At 66.5% G+C, this 17,222-nt stretch carries 16 protein-coding genes and 1 pseudogene; 9 read left to right on the top strand and 8 right to left on the bottom strand.

Annotation, left to right across the window (positions count from 1 at the left end):
- Positions 1 to 36 precede the first annotated feature (36 nt).
- The 3 genes from IE266_RS21800 to IE266_RS21790 all read left to right on the top strand — a co-directional run bounded on the left by IE266_RS21800 (position 37) and on the right by IE266_RS21790 (position 1,819).
- The gene (locus IE266_RS21800) at positions 37 to 423 is read left to right on the top strand and encodes a YbaN family protein (RefSeq protein WP_189682249.1); all 387 of its coding nucleotides are present in this window, start codon (positions 37 to 39) and stop codon (positions 421 to 423) included.
- A gap of 36 nt (positions 424 to 459) precedes the next feature.
- Complete coding sequence (locus tag IE266_RS21795; RefSeq protein ID WP_189682248.1) at positions 460 to 1,566, top strand: pyridoxal phosphate-dependent aminotransferase; 1,107 nt, start codon at positions 460 to 462, stop codon at positions 1,564 to 1,566.
- Positions 1,567 to 1,636: 70 nt separating this feature from the next.
- A complete protein-coding gene (locus IE266_RS21790) occupies positions 1,637 to 1,819 on the top strand; it encodes a hypothetical protein (RefSeq protein WP_189682247.1) in 183 nt (60 codons plus the stop codon).
- A gap of 150 nt (positions 1,820 to 1,969) precedes the next feature.
- Here the strand turns inward: IE266_RS21790 and IE266_RS21785 are convergent, their stop codons facing one another.
- Entirely contained in the window at positions 1,970 to 3,178 is a 1,209-nt protein-coding gene (locus IE266_RS21785) for a pyridoxal-phosphate-dependent aminotransferase family protein (RefSeq protein ID WP_189682246.1), read from the bottom strand.
- A 159-nt stretch (positions 3,179 to 3,337) separates the two neighbouring features.
- Here IE266_RS21785 and IE266_RS21780 point away from each other — a divergent pair, with 159 nt between their 5' ends.
- Positions 3,338 to 5,194, top strand: a complete 1,857-nt coding sequence (locus IE266_RS21780) for an ABC transporter ATP-binding protein (protein WP_189682245.1) — start codon at positions 3,338 to 3,340, stop codon at positions 5,192 to 5,194.
- 58 nt (positions 5,195 to 5,252) lie between these two features.
- Here IE266_RS21780 and IE266_RS21775 read toward each other — a convergent pair whose 3' ends face one another.
- Positions 5,253 to 5,933 carry a TIGR04283 family arsenosugar biosynthesis glycosyltransferase gene (locus IE266_RS21775; RefSeq protein ID WP_189682244.1) on the bottom strand — a complete coding sequence of 227 codons (681 nt, stop codon included), beginning with the start codon at positions 5,931 to 5,933 and terminating at the stop codon, positions 5,253 to 5,255.
- A 72-nt stretch (positions 5,934 to 6,005) separates the two neighbouring features.
- Between IE266_RS21775 and ygfZ the strand changes: the two genes are divergently transcribed.
- Positions 6,006 to 6,743, top strand: coding sequence for a CAF17-like 4Fe-4S cluster assembly/insertion protein YgfZ (ygfZ, locus tag IE266_RS21770; RefSeq protein WP_189682243.1), 738 nt, complete (start codon positions 6,006 to 6,008; stop codon positions 6,741 to 6,743).
- 1 nt (position 6,744) lies between these two features.
- Here the strand turns inward: ygfZ and IE266_RS21765 are convergent, their stop codons facing one another.
- The gene (locus IE266_RS21765) at positions 6,745 to 7,119 is read right to left on the bottom strand and encodes a hypothetical protein (protein ID WP_189682242.1); all 375 of its coding nucleotides are present in this window, start codon (positions 7,117 to 7,119) and stop codon (positions 6,745 to 6,747) included.
- Between the two features lie 248 nt (positions 7,120 to 7,367).
- On the opposite strand from IE266_RS21765, the gene IE266_RS21760 reads away from it, so the two are divergent.
- A complete protein-coding gene (locus IE266_RS21760; protein WP_189682241.1) occupies positions 7,368 to 7,940 on the top strand; it encodes a hypothetical protein in 573 nt (190 codons plus the stop codon).
- 50 nt (positions 7,941 to 7,990) lie between these two features.
- Here IE266_RS21760 and efp read toward each other — a convergent pair whose 3' ends face one another.
- Positions 7,991 to 8,554 (bottom strand): elongation factor P, encoded by a 564-nt coding sequence (efp, locus tag IE266_RS21755; protein ID WP_189682240.1) that lies wholly within the window; start codon positions 8,552 to 8,554, stop codon positions 7,991 to 7,993.
- 215 nt (positions 8,555 to 8,769) lie between these two features.
- Between efp and IE266_RS21750 the strand changes: the two genes are divergently transcribed.
- Both IE266_RS21750 and IE266_RS21745 read left to right on the top strand, forming a co-directional pair.
- On the top strand, positions 8,770 to 9,090 hold the full coding sequence (locus tag IE266_RS21750; RefSeq protein WP_189682239.1) for a DUF6280 family protein: 321 nt from the start codon (positions 8,770 to 8,772) through the stop codon (positions 9,088 to 9,090).
- 119 nt (positions 9,091 to 9,209) lie between these two features.
- Positions 9,210 to 10,673: a cobyric acid synthase gene (locus IE266_RS21745; RefSeq protein WP_189682238.1), complete on the top strand. Its 1,464-nt coding sequence runs from the start codon at positions 9,210 to 9,212 to the stop codon at positions 10,671 to 10,673.
- Here the strand turns inward: IE266_RS21745 and IE266_RS21740 are convergent.
- The 3 genes from IE266_RS21740 to IE266_RS21730 all read right to left on the bottom strand — a co-directional run bounded on the left by IE266_RS21740 (position 10,658) and on the right by IE266_RS21730 (position 14,185).
- Entirely contained in the window at positions 10,658 to 11,956 is a 1,299-nt protein-coding gene (locus IE266_RS21740; RefSeq protein WP_189682299.1) for a hypothetical protein, read from the bottom strand. The genes IE266_RS21745 and IE266_RS21740 overlap by 16 nt on opposite strands.
- Positions 11,957 to 12,031: 75 nt before the next feature.
- Entirely contained in the window at positions 12,032 to 13,450 is a 1,419-nt protein-coding gene (locus tag IE266_RS21735) for a TolC family outer membrane protein (protein WP_189682237.1), read from the bottom strand.
- Between the two features lie 81 nt (positions 13,451 to 13,531).
- Entirely contained in the window at positions 13,532 to 14,185 is a 654-nt protein-coding gene (locus tag IE266_RS21730) for a protein-L-isoaspartate O-methyltransferase family protein (protein ID WP_189682236.1), read from the bottom strand.
- Between the two features lie 428 nt (positions 14,186 to 14,613).
- Here IE266_RS21730 and IE266_RS21725 point away from each other — a divergent pair, with 428 nt between their 5' ends.
- Complete coding sequence (locus tag IE266_RS21725; RefSeq protein ID WP_189682235.1) at positions 14,614 to 15,246, top strand: hypothetical protein; 633 nt, start codon at positions 14,614 to 14,616, stop codon at positions 15,244 to 15,246.
- 1,362 nt (positions 15,247 to 16,608) lie between these two features.
- On the opposite strand, the pseudogene tcmP reads toward IE266_RS21725, so the two are convergent.
- Positions 16,609 to 17,154, bottom strand: a pseudogene (gene tcmP / locus IE266_RS21720) (three-Cys-motif partner protein TcmP); the annotation flags it as partial.
- Between the last annotated feature and the right edge of the window lie 68 nt (positions 17,155 to 17,222).

The raw sequence follows: 17,222 nt of genomic DNA, 5'->3' as shown, positions 1-17,222 counted from the left end.
ATCCCGCCCTATCTCTGGCCTCTGGAGTTTTCGCCCATGCCCACAGACCAGCCCGCCCCGAACCGAAGGACGCGCCCGCTCTGGACGCTCGCGGGCATCCTGTCGCTGGTTCTCGGCGTGATCGGCATCGTGCTCCCGGTGTTGCCCACCGCCCCCTTCGTGATCCTCGCCGCCTTCTGCTTCGGCAAGGGCTCGCCGCGGCTGCGGGCCTGGCTCATGTCGCACCGCCAATTCGGCCCGATGATCGCCGATTGGGAGGCCACCGGCGCCATCCCCCGCCGGGTCAAGCTCTGGGCCTGCTCGGTCATGGTGATGAGCTTTGCCGCCTGCGCCGCGCTCGGCGTGCCGGGGCGGGTGCTGATCGCGCAGGCCCTGCTCATGGGCATCGGCGCGGCCTATGTTCTGACCCGCCCCGACAGATAGCTTGCCTGCCTCCTGGCAGTTGGATTATCTGCCGTCATGACAGATCCGCGCTACACCCCGCTTGCCGCCGCCCTCCCCTCCACCGTGCCCTTCGTCGGGCCCGAGACGCAGGAGCGCGCCCGTGGCGCGGCCTTCCGCGCCCGCCTCGGCGCCAACGAGAGCCTCTTCGGCCCCTCGCCGAAGGCCATCGCCGCAATCGAAGCGGCGGCGCGCGACATCTGGATGTATGGCGACCCCGAGAACCACGACCTGCGCGCGGCGCTCGCCGAGGCTCATGGCGTGACCCCGGCCCACGTGGTGGTGGGCGAAGGCATCGACGGGCTGCTCGGATACCTTGTGCGCCTGCTGGTCGAACCGGGCGACGCGGTGGTCACCTCGGAGGGCGCCTACCCGACCTTCAACTTCCATGTCGCGGGCTTCGGCGGCGTGCTGCACAAGGTACCCTACCGCGACGACCGCGAGGATCCCTCGGCGCTCTTCGCCAAGGCCGCCGAGACCGGCGCAAAGCTCGTCTACCTGGCAAACCCCGACAACCCGATGGGCAGCTGGCATTCGGGCGCCGATATCGCCGCCGCGCTCGACAGGCTGCCCGAAGGCTGCCTGCTGGCGCTCGACGAGGCCTATGTCGAATGCGCCCCCGAGGGCACCGCGCTGCCGATCGATCCCGACGATCCGCGGGTGATCCGCTTCCGCACCTTCTCCAAGGTCCATGGCATGGCCGGCGCGCGGGTCGGCTATGCGCTCGCGGCGCCGGGGCTCGCCTCGGCCTTCAACAAGGTGCGCAACCATTTCGGCATGAACCGATGCGCGCAGATCGGCGCGCTGGCTGCTCTGGCCGATACCGACTGGCTCGACCACGTGCGCGGAGAAATTGCCCGCGCCCGCGACACCATCGCCGGCATCGCCCGCGAGAACGGCCTGACCCCGCTGCCCTCGGCCACCAACTTCGTCACCATCGACTGCGGCTCCGACGGCGCCTTCGCCAAGGCGGTGCTCGACAACCTCGTCGCCCAGGGCGTCTTTGTGCGGATGCCCTTCGCCGCCCCGCAGAACCGCTGCATCCGCGTCAGCTGCGGCCGCCCGGAAGACCTCGCGATCTTCGCCGAGGCGCTGCCCCAGGCCCTCGCGCGCGCACGCGGCTGATCTGCCAGGCGCCCCCTGACTTCCGCCGAGGGCGCGCTATCTCTTGGCGCGGATCCCTCGGAGATGCGCCATGCAGCACCAGCCCCTGGGCGTTGCGCCGAATTACACCACTGCCGCGCTGGTCATGCTCGGCGTCAATTTCGCCTGGGTGTTCTTCGCCCTCTGGGCCGCCGCCGGGCTGATCCCGGTGCTGCTTCTCGCCGCTGGCATCAACCACCTGATCTCGCGCCTCGCCGCCCGCCGCCGCGCCTGAGGCGCGCCCGCCCGGAACCGGCGCAAACGGAGAGGCCGGACTGGAGTATTTTTGAAGAAGAGAAGCCAGGAGCGCGCGCCCCTGGCTTCTCTTCTTTCCAAATACTCCAAAGCACCCGCGTCGCCGCCGCGCGCGCGGGCAAGGGCGCGCTCAGCCCTCGGCCAGCACCTTGGCCGCCGCTTCCAGGCCACCCTTGCCATGCGGCACGCCAATTGCGCAGAGCCCGGCCTCGATGCCGCCCAGCATCCCCATGATCATCTGCCCGTTGACATGGCCCATGTGCCCCAGCCGGAAGAAGCCGTGCCAGGCCGGATCGTTGCTCTCCGCCATGCCGAGGCCGATGCCCAGCGTCAGGCCGATCTGCCCGGCCACCCACTCGCGCAGGGCCGTGCCGTGCGGCGCGCCCAGCCGGGCCGCGGTCACCGCGTGGCTGCGCAGCGAGGGGTCGGCGATGTTGAGGGCGAAGGGCCCCTCCTGCCCCCAGGTCTCACAGGCAGCCCAGACCGCGCGGGCGAGATGGGCGTGGCGGGCCCAGACCTGCTCCATCCCCTCGCCCAGGATCATGTCCAGCGCCGCACGCAGGCCGAAGATGTGATGCGTGGGCGCGGTGCCGCCGAAATGCTGGTAATATTCCGCCGGGTTCGCCCGCGGCGCCCAGTCCCAGTAGCGGCTGACCCGCGCCATCCTGGCGCGCGCCTCGGCCGCCCTGTCCGAGAACCAGACGAAGGAGACGCCCGGCGGCACCATCAGCCCTTTCTGACAGGCCGAGACCATCACGTCGACGCCCCAGGCATCCATCTCGAAGACGTCGCAGCCCAGCGAGGCGATGCAGTCGACCATCAGCAGCGCCGGGTGGCCGCATTCGTCGATGACCCTGCGCAGCCCCGCGATGTCGTTGCGCACCGAACTGGAGGTATCCACGTGGGTGGCCAGCACCGCCTTGAAGCGGTGGCCGGTATCCGCCTTCAGCGCCGCGCCGATCCGGTCGAGGTCGAAGGTCGAGGCTCGGCCGAACTCGATGATCTCGGTCTCGGCGCCCAGGCCGCGGCACTGGTCGGCCCAGCCATGGGCAAACCGCCCGGTGGCCGGCACCAGCACGCGGTCGCCCGGCCCGATCACGTTCGACAGCGCCGCTTCCCAGGCGCCATGCCCGTTGGCGATGTAGATCGCCACATGCTGCGAGGTGCGCGCCACGCGGCGCAGGTCGGCCACCACGCTGTGGGTCATGTCCACCAGCTCGCCGGCATAGATATTGGGGGCCGCGCGGTGCATCGCTTGCAACACCGCGTCCGGAATCACCGAGGGCCCCGGAATGGCGAGGTATTCACGCCCCGCGGCGAGAGTCTTCTGTCTGGTCATGGAGAGGGTCCGTTCAATAAGCGGCGCCAGCCTAGCGGCCCGCCCGGCGGCGTCAATGGCACATCTCGGCACGCTTGCGCCCGGCCGCGCGGGCCTTTACACCGGTCGGACCGCAAAAAGGCCGCCCATGACCCGAGATCACAACGTATCCGAGCGCCGATGAGCACGCCCCCGAAATCCTCCGGCGAACTGCTGGGCTGGCTCTGGCGCGGCTACCTGCGCCATCACCTCGGCCTCCTGGCCATCGCCGTCCTTTTCATGCTGATCGAAGGCAGCATGGTCGGCGCGGTCAGCTACATGATGCAGCCGATGTTCGACCTGGTCTTCGTCGAAGGCAATACCGACGCGCTGGTCTGGGTCAGCCTCACCTTCCTGGTGATCTTCTGCCTCCGGGGCTTCTCGGGGATGATCCAGAAGGTCACGCTCACCCGTATCGCCCAGCTCACCGCCGCCTCGCTGCGGCTCGACCTGCTGCGCCGGCTGATCCGGCAGGACACCGCCTTTCACCAGACCCATCCGCCGGGCTTCCTGATCCAGCGCGTGCAGACCGACGTCAACGCGGTGAACGACGTCTGGCGCAGCATCATCACCGGCGCCGGGCGCGATGCCATCTCGCTGGTCATCCTGATCGGCGTGGCGGTCAACGTCGACTGGCGCTGGACTGCGGTAATGCTGGTCGGCCTGCCACTGCTGATGCTGCCGATCGGCTTTGCCCAGCGCTATGTGCGCAAGAAGGCCTCGCTCGCCCGCGACCTCGGCGCCAAGCTCGCCACCCGGCTCGACGAGGTCTTTCACGGCATCGTGCCGATCAAGCTCAACAGCCTGGAAGACTACCAGGCCGAGAAGTTCCGTGAGCATACCGATACCTTCGTGCGCTCCGAGATCCGCGCCTCCTTCGGCACGGCCTCGATAACCGCCATGGTCGATGTGATGGCCGGCGTCGGCTTCATGGGGGTGCTGCTCTATGGCGGGGCCGAGATCATCGAGGGCGAGAAGACCGTCGGCCAGTTCATGAGCTTCTTCACCGCCATCGGCCTCGCCTTCGACCCGATGCGCCGCCTCGCGGCGGTCAGCGGCATCTGGCAGACGGCGGCGGCGGCGCTGGAACGGCTCAAGGAACTGATGGACGCTCCGATCCTGATCCAGCCGCCCGCCAAGCCCGCGGCCAAGCCCAAGGGCCTGCCCGAGATCCGGCTCGAGAACGTGCAGCTCAGCTACGGTGACGCACCGGTGCTGCGCGGGCTGAACCTGACCGCCGAGGCCGGCAAGACCACCGCGCTGGTCGGGGCCTCGGGCGCCGGCAAATCGACCGTGTTCAACCTGCTGACCCGCCTGGTCGACCCGCAGCAGGGCAGCGTGAAGATCGGCGGCGTCAACGTGCGCGACCTCGCGCTCGAAGATCTGCGCGACCTGCATTCGGTGGTCAGCCAGGAGGCGCTGCTCTTCGACGAGACCCTGCGCGAGAACATCCTGCTCGGCCGCACCGACGTCAGCGAGGCGCAGCTCAAGGAGGTGCTCGACGCCGCCCATGTCTCCGACTTCCTGCCCAAGCTGGCCGAGGGGCTCGACACGCTGGTGGGCCCGCGCGGCTCGGCGCTCTCGGGCGGGCAGCGCCAGCGGGTGGTGATCGCCCGTGCCCTGCTCCGGAACACGCCCGTGCTGCTGCTTGACGAGGCGACTTCGGCGCTGGATGCGCAATCCGAACAGGTGGTGCAGGCCGCGCTCGACAAGCTGGCGGGCGGGCGCACCACGCTGGTGATCGCGCACCGCCTCTCGACCATCCGCAACGCGCACAAGATCGTGGTGATGGACCGTGGCCGTGTCGTCGACGAGGGCAGCCATGACGAGCTGTTGGCCCGTGGCGGCATCTATGCCGACCTCTACCGGCTGCAGTTCCAGGAAGGAAAAACGGTGATCGACCCGGTCGGCGCCGCCGCCCTGGCCGCGCGGATGCCGACCAACGAGGACCGCCCCCCGACCCTGCTGCGCCGCCTGACCTTCGGCCTCTTCGGCTGAACCGGGAGGCGTTTTCCGGCACGGAAAACGTCCGAAATCCTCGGAGGATTTCGGCTCCCTAGCGGCGATAGCTCTCGGCCAGACGTGCCGGGTCGGCGCCCCCCATGTAGCGCGCCAGCGTCCAGAGGTTGCGCGCGCCCCGCCGGAGCCAGCCGGCGCGCTGATAGCGTTCCGCCCCGGTCAGCGCGACGCAGGGCAGCGCCGTCGGCCGCGCCGCAAGCGCCCGCACCAGGGCCACATCCTCCATCAGCGGCTGGTCGGGATAGCCCCCCGCCCGGTCATAGTCGCGCCGGCTGACCAGCAGCCCCTGGTCGCCATAGGGCAGCCCGAAGAGCGCCGAGCGCAGGTTGGCCCAGCCGGCCACCCAGGCCGGCATCACCCCACGCGCCCGGAACCGCAGCCGGAAATGCGCCGCTCCCTCGCTCTGGGCGATATGGCGGGCGACCGCCTCGGCCCAGCCCGGCGCCAGTTCGGTATCGGCGTGCAGCACCAGCAGCCAGGCCCCCCTGGCCTCGGCCACGCCCCGCCGCAGCTGACCGCCGCGCGAGGCCGGCCCACGCACGATCACCGCCCCCGCCTCGTCGGCAATCGCCAGCGTCGCGTCGGCGGAGCCCCCATCGCTCACGATCAACTCGCGGATCAGCCCCGCGTGCAGCCCCTCCATCAGCGACATTAGGCAGGCCGGCAGCACCTTCTCGGCGTCGAGGGTCGGGACGACGATACTGATCTGTGCACTCATCGGCCGGGCTCTCCCCTGTTCACGGGCGGTCCCTTTCCTATATGACGGGGCACGAGACGCAAGGAAAAGCCCATGAATGCCCGCCGAATCCTCCGACTGACCGGAAAAGACACCGAAGATTTCCTGCAGGGCCTCGTCACCAACGATGTCCGCAAGCTCGACCAGGGCCTGGTCTATGCCGCGCTGCTGACGCCGCAGGGCAAGTATATCGCCGACTTCTTCCTGCTGCGCGACGGCGACGGCGTGCTGCTCGACGTGGCCGAACCTTTGGCCGACGACCTGCTGCGCCGCCTCTCGATGTACAAGCTGCGCGCCGACGTGCGGATCGAGCCGACACCGCTCGGTGTCCGCCGTGGCACCGGCCCCGCCCCCGAGGCCGCCCTGGCCGACCCGCGCCACCCCTCGCTCGGCTGGCGGCACTACGGCGATTTCGAAAGCTCCGATGACGGCACCGACTGGGACGCTCTGCGCGTGGCGCAGGTGATTCCCGAAACCGGCATCGAACTCACGCCCGACAGCTTCATCCTCGAAACCGGCTTCGAGGCGCTGAACGGCGTCGATTTCCGCAAGGGCTGCTATGTCGGCCAGGAGGTCACGGCGCGGATGAAGCACAAGACCGAGTTGCGCAAGGGCCTGCGCCAGGTGGTCGTCGAGGGCGAGGCCGAACCGGGAACCGAGATCCTCGCCGGCGGCAAATCCGCCGGCACCCTGCTCACCCGGTCAGGCGACCGCGCGATCGCCTATCTCCGCCTCGACCGCGCCACCGAAGGCATGACCGCCGGCACCGCCACGGTCCGCCTGGAGCAATAGCTCAGCGGTCGCTGTAAACCGGCGCGGTCGACGTGGTGGTCGACGAGTTCTTGCTGCCGATCAGCGCACCAAGAGCCCCCACGGTGATGACGGCGATCGCGGCCGGCTGAGCACCCAGCCCGCCCTCGAGCGGATTCCTGCCGTTCCGGCTCTGCCGCTGATCCGGGCCATCCTGCCGGCAGGTCACACGCAACGAACCATTGCCCAGATACTGCGCCGAAACCAGCGTTGCCGTGCCGCAGACCAGCCGCGACCGGGCCTCGCCCAGAGCCCCCGAAGCAGCGCTTCCGCCTACGGCGACAGCCTGCGCCGAGGCAATCTGCGGAAGCGAAGACAGCGACAGCCCGACCGCCACGATACCTGCAATCCATTTCATGTTGTCATCACCCCGAGCTGCAATATCCTCTGACCCGCGCTGACGGCGCGAGTCACTCCAATCACTCTAAACCTTCCAACAAACGCGGCAGGAAAACAACGCCATACCGGTCAAGGCGGCAGGTTCCGGCCCATTTCCGGCCGTTTGGGACCCCGTTTGCGCGAATGGGCCGGCCACGGACACCCCCGGCCTTTTCATCTGGCCATCGCTGGTGTTCAATTCCCGCGTCAACAGAAGGCGAATCGATCATGATGAAACCGCTGCGCACCACGCTCGTCTCCGCCGCCATGCTGGCCCTTGCCGTTCCGGCGCCGCTGCTGGCGCAATCCCCGGCCGGCGCCCTGCTGACCTTCATCATTCCCGCCGGCAAGTTCGGGTCGAACAATTACACCAATACGATGGTGAGCTCCTTCGCTGCCGCCAAGAAGTTCTGCGGCGCGCTGGACAAGGCATATCAGGTCGACTGTCTGGCCGAGCGTATCGGCGAGATTGCCAAGGACATTCCGGCCGACAGCGACTATGCCGAGGTCCGCTCCATCCTGACCAAGACCTCCGAGGACATGGCAGCCTTGGCCCGCGCCAACCGCGACTCCGCCCTGCCCCGCGCCAAGGCGACCTCGGGCGCCACCCAGACCAGCCGTCCGCTGACCCCGGTCTCGCAGGCCAGCGCCGATGCGACCAACGCCCAGGCGGCGGCAATTCTGGATGCGACCACCACGCTGCTGCTGCGCAGCCCCGACGACGAGAGCGGCAAGAAACTGCACTACGCCCGCATCGCCGAGGCGCTCGGGTCGAACAAGACGCTGCTGCGCTCTGCCTGAGACCGGCGCACGCCCCGAAGGGCGCGCATCCTCGCGTTCCGGGCCGCGCCTCAGGCGCGCTCGGAATACTCCATGCTCTCGGTGTTGACGACGATCAGTTCGTCATTGCCGATGAACGGCGGCACCATCACCCGCAGACCATTGTCCAGCAGCGCCGGCTTGAACGAGTTCGCGGCGGTCTGCCCCTTCACCACCGGCTCGGTCTCGACGATCTTGCAGGTGACCTTGGGCGGCAGACGCGCGCTCAGCGCCTCGTCCTCGTAGAATTCCATCACGACCTTCATGCCGTCCTGCAGGAACGGCCGCCGCTCGCCCAAGATATCGCCCGGCAGTTCGATCTGCTCGTAGGTCTCGGTGTCCATGAACACCAGCTTGCCGTCGGTCTCGTAGAGGAACTGCTGGTCCTTGGTGTCGAGCTTCACGCTCTCCACCTTGTCGACGCTGCGGAAGCGTTCGTTCAGCTTGGTGCCGGTGCGCAGGTTGCGCAGCTCGACCTGCGCGAAGGCGCCACCCTTGCCGGGCTTGACGTGGTCGCATTTCACCGCGAGCCACAGGCCGCCATCATGCTCGATGATGTTGCCCGGACGGATTTCGTTGCCGTTGATCTTAGCCATGACAGCCCTGTGCACAGAGGTTGAACCGGAAATGCGGCGAGCTATATATCGCGGGACCACCCGAAGCAAGCTAACGAGATAGCGATCAAGAGCCCCACAAGCCATGCGCAGAACGCATAAGGGTCATGCATCAAAGCTGTATCCGAATCGATGCTCATAGGTCATAAGGTGCTTCGCGCCGAAAACTCAAGAGCAAGAAAAACAAGGGAAACGAGATGAAAGATTTCGTTGACGGCACTGCCTTCAATAACGAGCAAGGCAATCGTGCACGCAAACTCTTCGCAGCCGTTGTGTTGGCTGCACTCGATGACGCCATCGCCGACGACAAGAAGTACGGCAATGGTCCGGAACAGATCGCCCGCTGGGCACGCTCGCGCGATGGCCGCGAAGTGCTGAGCTGCGCGGGGATCGACCCGAACGAACGCGTCGTCACCGGTCTGATGGAATTCGTGGGTCGCGGTGTCCGCACCTCGGTCGCGCTCTCGCGCGAGGAAAGCGAACGCCGTCACGCCGCCGAACAGGCCGAAGCCGCCTGACAAGGACCGATCCGCAGGATCCGAAGAGCGCGCCCAGAAGGGCGCGCTTTTTCCTTCTTTTCGGCCTTTTCACGCCTGGCCAAATCGGGTCATGTGCCCTCGGATCACGAGGGTAGGACATGGCACGCGCGATCATGATTCAGGGCACCGGCAGCAATGTCGGCAAGTCGATGCTGGTCGCCGGCCTCGCCCGCGCCTGTGTCCGTCGCGGCCTGCGCGTCGCGCCGTTCAAACCGCAGAACATGTCGAACAACGCGGCCGTCACCATCGACGGCGGCGAGATCGGCCGCGCCCAGGAGCTGCAGGCCCGCGCCGCCGGGCTGGCGCCGCATACCGACATGAACCCGGTGCTGCTGAAACCCGAAAGCGAGACCGGCGCACAGGTCATCGTGCAGGGCCAGCGGCTCGGCCATACCCAGGCCCGAGCCTGGCAGAAGGACCGCACGGCGCTGATGCCGCGCGTGCTCGAAAGCTTCCGCCGCCTTGCGTCCAGCGCAGACCTCGTGCTGATCGAGGGCGCCGGCAGCCCCGCCGAGATCAATCTGCGCGCCGGCGATATCGCCAACATGGGCTTTGCCCGCGCCGCCGGGATTCCCGTGGTGCTGGTCGGCGACATCGACCGCGGCGGTGTCATCGCGCAGATCGTCGGCACCCAGGCGGTGCTCGACCCCGAGGATGCCGCGCAGATCCGCGCCTTTGCCGTCAACCGCTTCCGCGGCGACGTCTCGCTCTTCGACAAGGGCCGCGATGCCATCGCCGAGCGCACCGGCTGGCCCTGCCTCGGCGTGGTGCCCTGGTTCCCCGACGCCTGGCGCCTGCCCGCCGAGGATATCCTCGACATCGCCAACCGCCCCGGCGGCGCCTGCAAGATCGTGGTGCCGCAGCTGCCCCGCATGGCGAATTTCGACGACCTCGACCCGCTCGCCGCCGAGCCCGAGGTCACGGTCGAGATCGTGCCCCCCGGCCGCCCCCTGCCCGGCGATGCCGACCTGATCCTGCTGCCCGGCAGCAAGACCACCATGGGCGACCTCGCCGCCTTCCGCGCCCAGGGCTGGGACATCGACCTCGCCGCCCATATCCGGCGCGGCGGCCATGTGCTGGGCCTCTGCGGCGGCTACCAGATGCTCGGCCGCCTGATCTCCGACCCCGAGGGCGTCGATGGCCTGCAGGGAGAGGTCGCCGGTCTCGGCCACCTCGACATCACCACCCAGATGGCGGGCCGCAAGCGCCTCGCGCTGCAATCGGCCACCGCCCTGCCCGGCGGCGAGGCGGTCACCGGCTACGAGATCCACATGGGCGAGACCTCCGGCCCCGACTGCGCCCGCGCCTGGCTAGACATCGACGGCCGCCCCGAAGGCGCCGCCTCGGCAGACGGCCGCGTCATGGGCTGCTACCTGCACGGGCTCTTCGCCTCGGACAGCTTCCGCAAGAGCTTCCTCGCCCGCATCGGCGCGCGGTCGAGCGCCACCTATGAAGAAGGCGTCGAAGCCACCCTCGACGCCCTCGCCGCCCATCTCGAACGGCATCTCGATATCGACCTGCTGCTCTCGCTCGCGGCCGAGCCGGCTCAGTTCAACCCGTGAGCCGCCAGGGCCCGCTGGATCTCTAGCCGCACCAGCTTGCGCACATTGCGGGTGATCCGCTCGCCAAGCGCGCCCTGCAGCTCCTCGCGGACGATCTCGGCCACCAGCTCGCGCAGGCTATCCTCGTCGAGGAAGCTGTCCTCGCCGCCGGCAACCGCCTCGCTTGTCTTCCCGGAAGCCGGAACCTCGGGCTCCTCGGCTACAGGCTCTTCGACCTTGGTGACAGGCTCCTCAACCTCGGCAACAGAGGTTTCGTCCTCGACCACCCGCGCCGCGACCTCGGTCACAAGCTCTTCGACCGCCGATGCCACGGCCTCCTCGACAGTCTGCATCACCGGCTCCTCGGCCTCTACCTCATCGTCGGCCTCGAATGCCTCGTCACCGTCCATGTCCAGCAGGAACCCGTCGTCTGCCGGCCCGTCCTCCTCGACCGCATCGACCAGCGCCGCCGCGCCTTCCCACGGAGCGGTCTTGATCGGCGCGGCATCGTGATCGTCCATGCCCGAGCCATCCGGCTCCCAGGGACCCGGCGTCTGGGCAATCGCCGCTTCCAGCGCCGCGATCTTCGACTTCAGGCTGTTGCCCCGTGCCTCCAGATCGACCGCCTCTGCCTTCGGTGCAGCGGCCATCCGGGCCTCCAGCGCGGCGATCTTGGTTTCCAGCCCGCCGCCGCGCGCCTGCAGATCCGCTGTCTCGGCAACGGGCGCCTCCGGCTCGGCCACGATCTCCGGGGCGGTCACCGCAGGCTCTTCGGCAACCACCGGCTCCGCCGCGGCCTCGACGTCCTCGGCTACGGCCTCCGGGTCAACCGCCTCGGCCTCCGCCACATCGGCCTCTGCCTCGATCTCCGGGGTCTCTTCCTCCTCGGCCGGCTTCAGCGCCCCCGACAGGATCAGCGGCACCCGCAGCGAGGTGGCGGCCTTCGGTTCCTCCGGTTCCTCGGCCACGGGATGCGCGGCGGCCCCGAGCAGGGTCGCCTTCGGATCGCGCCAGGGCTCGCGCATCGGGGCCTTGCGGAACTGGATGTCATCCGCCCCCGCCAGCCGCCCGAACCGGTCATGCACCGAGGCGGTGTCGGCCTGCCCCGCATCTTCCTTGTTCACCCGCAGCGAAGGCGTCAGCAGCAGCCGCGTCGCCGCGGTCGAGGAACTGTCCCCCGTCCGGATCGCCTGCGACGGCTGCAGCTTGATCCGCCGCACCGGCGCCCGCGACTCGTCTGCCACGAGCCGCCTAATCGAGGACAGCACGTCCTCGATATCCACATTCGTTACCGGTTCCGACATGTTTTCATTACCGCTCTTGCCCCATCCGCAAGTGTAACCGCATCAAGGGATTCTCACAACAGGTGGGGTAGGATCCTACTCCTTGCCCAGCCTCTTGAGCACCCGGTCGAGTTCCTTGCCCTGCCGGCTCACCGCCGCGGGCGCCTTCTTGACCATGTTGTAATAGGCTTCCGGGTCATAGAGCGCGACCTTCAGCCCCAGCTTTTCCGCCGTCAGCAACCCCTGCGCCGCCAGCAGCTGATAGGCCGCCACCGATTCCTCGGCGCGGGCGGAAATCTGCGCAGTCTGCGCGTTCTGCAGCTCCTGTTCCGCCGCCAGCACGTCCAGCGTGGTCCGCGCCCCCAGCGTCGCCTCCTCGCGGATGCCGTCGAAGGCCACCTGCGAGGCGCGCACCTGCTCGATCGAGGCGGCAAAGGCCGCCCGCGCGACCTGCAGCCGGACATAGGCGTCGTTCACCCCCTGCACCACGTCGCGCTGCGTGGTGATCAGCGCCCCGCGCGTCGCATCCCGCGAAGCCATCACCCGCCGCACCGAGGCCGCAATCCCGCCGCCCTGGTAGATCCGCTGCTTCAGCTGCAAACCGACCGAGGCGCTCTTGTCGAAGTCGCTCGAGGTCATGTCGTCGGAATAGGAGGTATCCGCGACGATCGACAGCGAGGGCCGCAGCTTCGAATTCGCCACCGCCACGGCATGTTCGGCCGCCTTCACCTTGTGCTGCGCTGCAAGCACGCTCGGATGCGTGCGCACCGCAAGCTGCACCGCCGCTTCCAGCGATTTCGGCATCGCCGGCAGGCGCGGCTGGCCGTGCAGGTTCAGCGCCCGGCGGCCGATAACCGCCTGGTATTCCGCCTGCGCGGTCATCAGCTGGCCCTGCGCCGTCGACAGGTTGCTGCGCGCCGCGGCGACCCGCGCCTCGGCCAGCGCCACGTCGGTGCGCGTCACCTCGCCCACGTCGAAACGGTCCTGCGCGGCGCGCAATTCCTCGCCCAGCACCCGCAGGTTGTTGCGCTGCAGGGCAACGTTGTCGTTCTGCAGCAGCACGTTCACATAGGCTGCCGTGGCCCGGAACAGCACCTGCTGTTCGATCGCCAGCAGATCCTGCCGCGTCGCCAGCACCGTCTCGCGCGCCTGCTCGATCCCGTAGAACCGCTCGCCGGCATCCAGGATCGTCCAGCTCAGGCTCAGCCGCGCCGTCAGCGCCGTGCTGCCCCGCGACAGGCTGGTGGCATTGTTGGTGCCCGACCCGGAATAGGACCGGCCCATGCTCACCGTATAGTCGATGATCGGCCGCAGCGCCGAGACAGAGAGCGCGTAATCCTCGTCGATCGCCCGCAGCAGCGCGCGGTTCTGCTCGAGCAGCCCGCTGGTGTTATAGGCACTGATGAGCGCATCGGCGAGATTGTCCGCCCGCGCCGCCGGGGCCGCCAGGATCACCGCGGCGGCCGCAGCCACCAGTCCCCGCCGCAACCGCTTGCCCGCACCCAGCATACCCATCATCGTCTCCAAATACTCATCGCGCCAATGCCGACTGCCGGAGCCTGATACGAAACGCGGCCACTGGCAAGCGCACAGCCGTTACAGGGCGAAGGCGGTCTTCCGCTCGAACCCCGGCAGAACCGGTGCGCCCGCGTTGAACGAGAACCGCCAGGACACCACGCCACCGGCCTTGTGGCCGATCTTCACCGCCCCCAGCGCGCCTTCCATGAACAGGCAGGCGATACGCCCGCCGTCCTTCAGCTGCGCCACCAGCGCCTCGGGCAGCTCGCCCACGCCGCCCTGCACAAGGATCACGTCATAGGGCCCATGCTCGGCCGCACCCGCGGCCAGCGGCCCGGTGTGCACGATCACGTTGTCCGCGCCGGCCTCCGACAGCAGCGCCGTGGCTTCCTCGGCCATGCTCTCGTCTTCCTCGACGCCGACCACGGCCTGCGCCATCCGCGCGACCACGGCCGAGGAGTAGCCAAACCCACAGCCCACATCGAGCACCAGCTCATCCGCCTCGACCGCCAGCGCGTCGAGCATCTTGGCCAGCGTGCGCGGCTCCAGCATCACCCGGCCCCGGCCAAGCTCCAGGTTGTCGCCGGCATAGGCGGCTTCCCGGCGCGAATCCGGCACGAAGATCTCGCGCGGAACGCTCAGCATCGCTTCGATGATCGGGAATTTGGTCACATCCGAGGGACGAACCTGTGTATCCACCATCATGCGGCGGCGGGCGGCGAAGTCGGTCATGGGCTAAACTCTTCGGTTCACTGGGCCAGTTGGCGACAGGTTTACGACAAGCAGCGCGCCCCGGCAACGCCTTCGGCACGCCATTTGGCCGCAGAGCCACGGCAGATGCTCTGCCCTCCCCGGCGCTTGGCGACATGGACTGCGGCTTCTGCGCTGCCCATGCAATCCGAACTACCCTCCCCGCAGGCTCAAGCGCCGTCAGCCTGGCGGCACGCGAAAAGCTCATCTTGCGCGCGCTTCGCACAAGGAAGTGCAATCGGTTTCAGAGAGGCGCCCCAATGGAAATGATATTGGAGACTGCGAGTCCAATTCTTGCTGAAAATTGCCGCAAATCGCGCGCCCCCAAAGCCCAGAGTTCACGAGTTGATTAATAGCTTGACCGGAATCGACTCACCTGCCCTGTTAACGAAGATTAATGGGGGACTATCATGAAACTGTTTGCAGCACTTTGCGCGCTTTTTATTGCCACGACTGCTCAGGCCGCGACACACAACTACAACTTCACCATGCATTTTAAGGAAGGCGATATCGGGCCCGTCGAAAGCGCGACACAGTACTACGACTATATTTCCATAACGCCCGGCAACAATCTCTTTGGTTTCAAGGTCGGCCATGGCCTCGACAAGACCGTGGATGGACAGACCTACAGCGGAAGGCTTGTGATCGACGACACCCGACCTCAGTCCGTTGTGCATTGCACGATTGCTGGCGCGCAATGCTTCACATTCGGGCTCGATCTATTTGAGGACAGACCGGGCTACACCAGCATTCATATCGGAGTGCTTGGCTGGTACGGGTATGAGTTTAGCTTTCGGAAAGATGGCTCCGGAACCCTGTTGGAAAACGGAATTCTCCGCGTGTACGGAGGAGGATACAAATACGGCATTGATCCGGTCACGGGCGAGTCGGTCTCCACAACTGACGATGGCCTTTGGCTGTACGAGTATGATCTCACGATGACCTCAGTCCCGCTTCCCGCGACCAGCCTGATGCTCATCGCGGGTATCGCCGCGCTGGCAGGAGCGGGCCTGCAGCGCAAGCGGACCAGAAGGCACGTCTGACCACCCCTCAACGAGGATCGCCTACAACATCAGCTCGGACGTCGCGCAGACAATGACGTCCGGGCCCGCGCCTCCCACAGACAATCGCCTCGCGAAACCAACACCCTGAACCAGGCTGGCTACATAAAATAGCCCGAAACCCTAGCCCTGAAGGCCTTGTAGCCCAGCTAGGACCGCCCAACGGCAACCGTGGATCCGAACTGAGGCGGAAACACCAAATTTGGGACTTGCGTTAGGACTGGAGCGCCGATAATCCCTAGGCCACTGATCCGGCGGGTTGGCGGAGAGGTTACGCAGCGGATTGCAAATCCCAGCGATTTCCCCGGAAAAACAACACAATACGCCGGAATAGGTTATCAGACATTCCGTGAACGCAGGGTGAACGTGAAAACCGGTCTCCTGAGCCAAATCAGTCTTATCCTTAGCCGTACGAGGTCTGTCTCAGCCCAAAGCCTCTTGTGCAGAGGTGACGAGTTTAACCAGGAGACCCGCAGCGTCACGCTCAGAAATGGGCCGCACTCTGGTTGCTCGCTCGAGGTTGGGGGCCTAGAAGCGACAACTGAGAGTGCACGCCCTAATAGCTCACGCTAAGCTAAGGCTGAAATGCTTAGAAGCAGCCTGATCCGCAGTTTCAAAAACGAGAGACCGTTCGAACGACTATCTCAACGCGACCTCGACTCGAAAGGACGCGCACCGATCAGCCGATGCAGCCCGCCAGGCGTAACTGGATGCAAACCGACCGTCTTCGATGCGCGCCCTCGGCAGCTCGCGCTGCCGCTGCCCCGGCAGTCTTGACCCGATTCTGCCGGGACATCACCCTCCCCCGAGCGTTGGCTAGAGACCCAATACCAATCCGACGCCAAGGACGGACAATATCAACGATATCAAGATGGATACCAGGTCTCGACGCAACATAGCTGTCTCCCCTCATGTAGCAACCAGCGAACAAGTCAATCGCCGGTTTCATGTCTGTTAGAGATTCGAGTGTTCTTGTTGCTGCCCGCCGTTGAGCGTAGGAGCATTTGCCGGGAGGTCCAAACGAACTTTTGGTGGCGCTCCAGAACCGGCCATTATTGGCCACCTCCCACGCGACCGCCCCGGCGCCCGCGACGGCCGGGGCGGTCAACGGTCCATTGCGGCAAGGGTTGCATCCGGGATATTGGCGATCCCTGGAGGACGGCGCGAATCCAGAGAAAACAGGCACTTAAGCCGTAAACCGACGGTGCGGGGTGCCATTGATTTTCAATGGAAATTTTCGCGCCCTGTAAACCAAGAGCGCCATGCGATTCCGAAGAAACTTCATCGGATATCGATCGGATACCAGCAAGGTGTAACATGCCGGTCGGTGATAGGCGTAATGCCCTACTCGAATAGGTCACCTTGGCTGTCTGACGGGGCGCCGCTTCTGTCCCCACAGATCTTCTTGTATGCCCGGAGCATGAGTTTTGGCGCTTCGGGATGATCGCTCGCGTGGATTAAATAGAATGCTACCTTCTTTCCGGCCTCTCGCTGGTATATCGGGAACGGCTTAACAAACTTGTAGCCGAGCTCCTGGCGGAACCGCTCTGTGACCGCTTGAACAATTTCTATTTGAGACAGCTCCACAATGTCGCGCCATCCGTCGCCACCCCACCAGCGATCAATTTCACCCAATCTCTCAGCCGACTTTGACGTCTTCAATGACCGATGAAGCCACGCCGTGCCGAGAAAGTAGAGGAGCTCAATCTTCAGCTTTCCAGCGCGCTTGGCCAGAGCACGAACAGTCTCCCAGTGACATTCGGTGTTACGCTGATCCAAAAGAGCAAAAATCGCCGCGCTTCGCGTCAAGCGGTGGCTCTTGAGTATGATCTTGACTGTTTCGTTGAAGTCGCCCGCCATCACGAAAACGCGTCGTTGCGCCTTGGGATTGTGGTGGACGGTAAGCGCCTCGGCGGTCCCCTACGCGGCGCGGCTTGACGCGGTTCGGAAGTTCCAAG

The organism is Seohaeicola zhoushanensis, assembly GCF_014656415.1.
GTDB classification, from domain to species: Bacteria; Pseudomonadota; Alphaproteobacteria; order Rhodobacterales; family Rhodobacteraceae; genus Seohaeicola_A; species Seohaeicola_A zhoushanensis.
The sequence above is the reverse complement of the archived record's forward strand: the minus strand, read 5'-3'. Positions and strand labels throughout refer to the sequence as shown.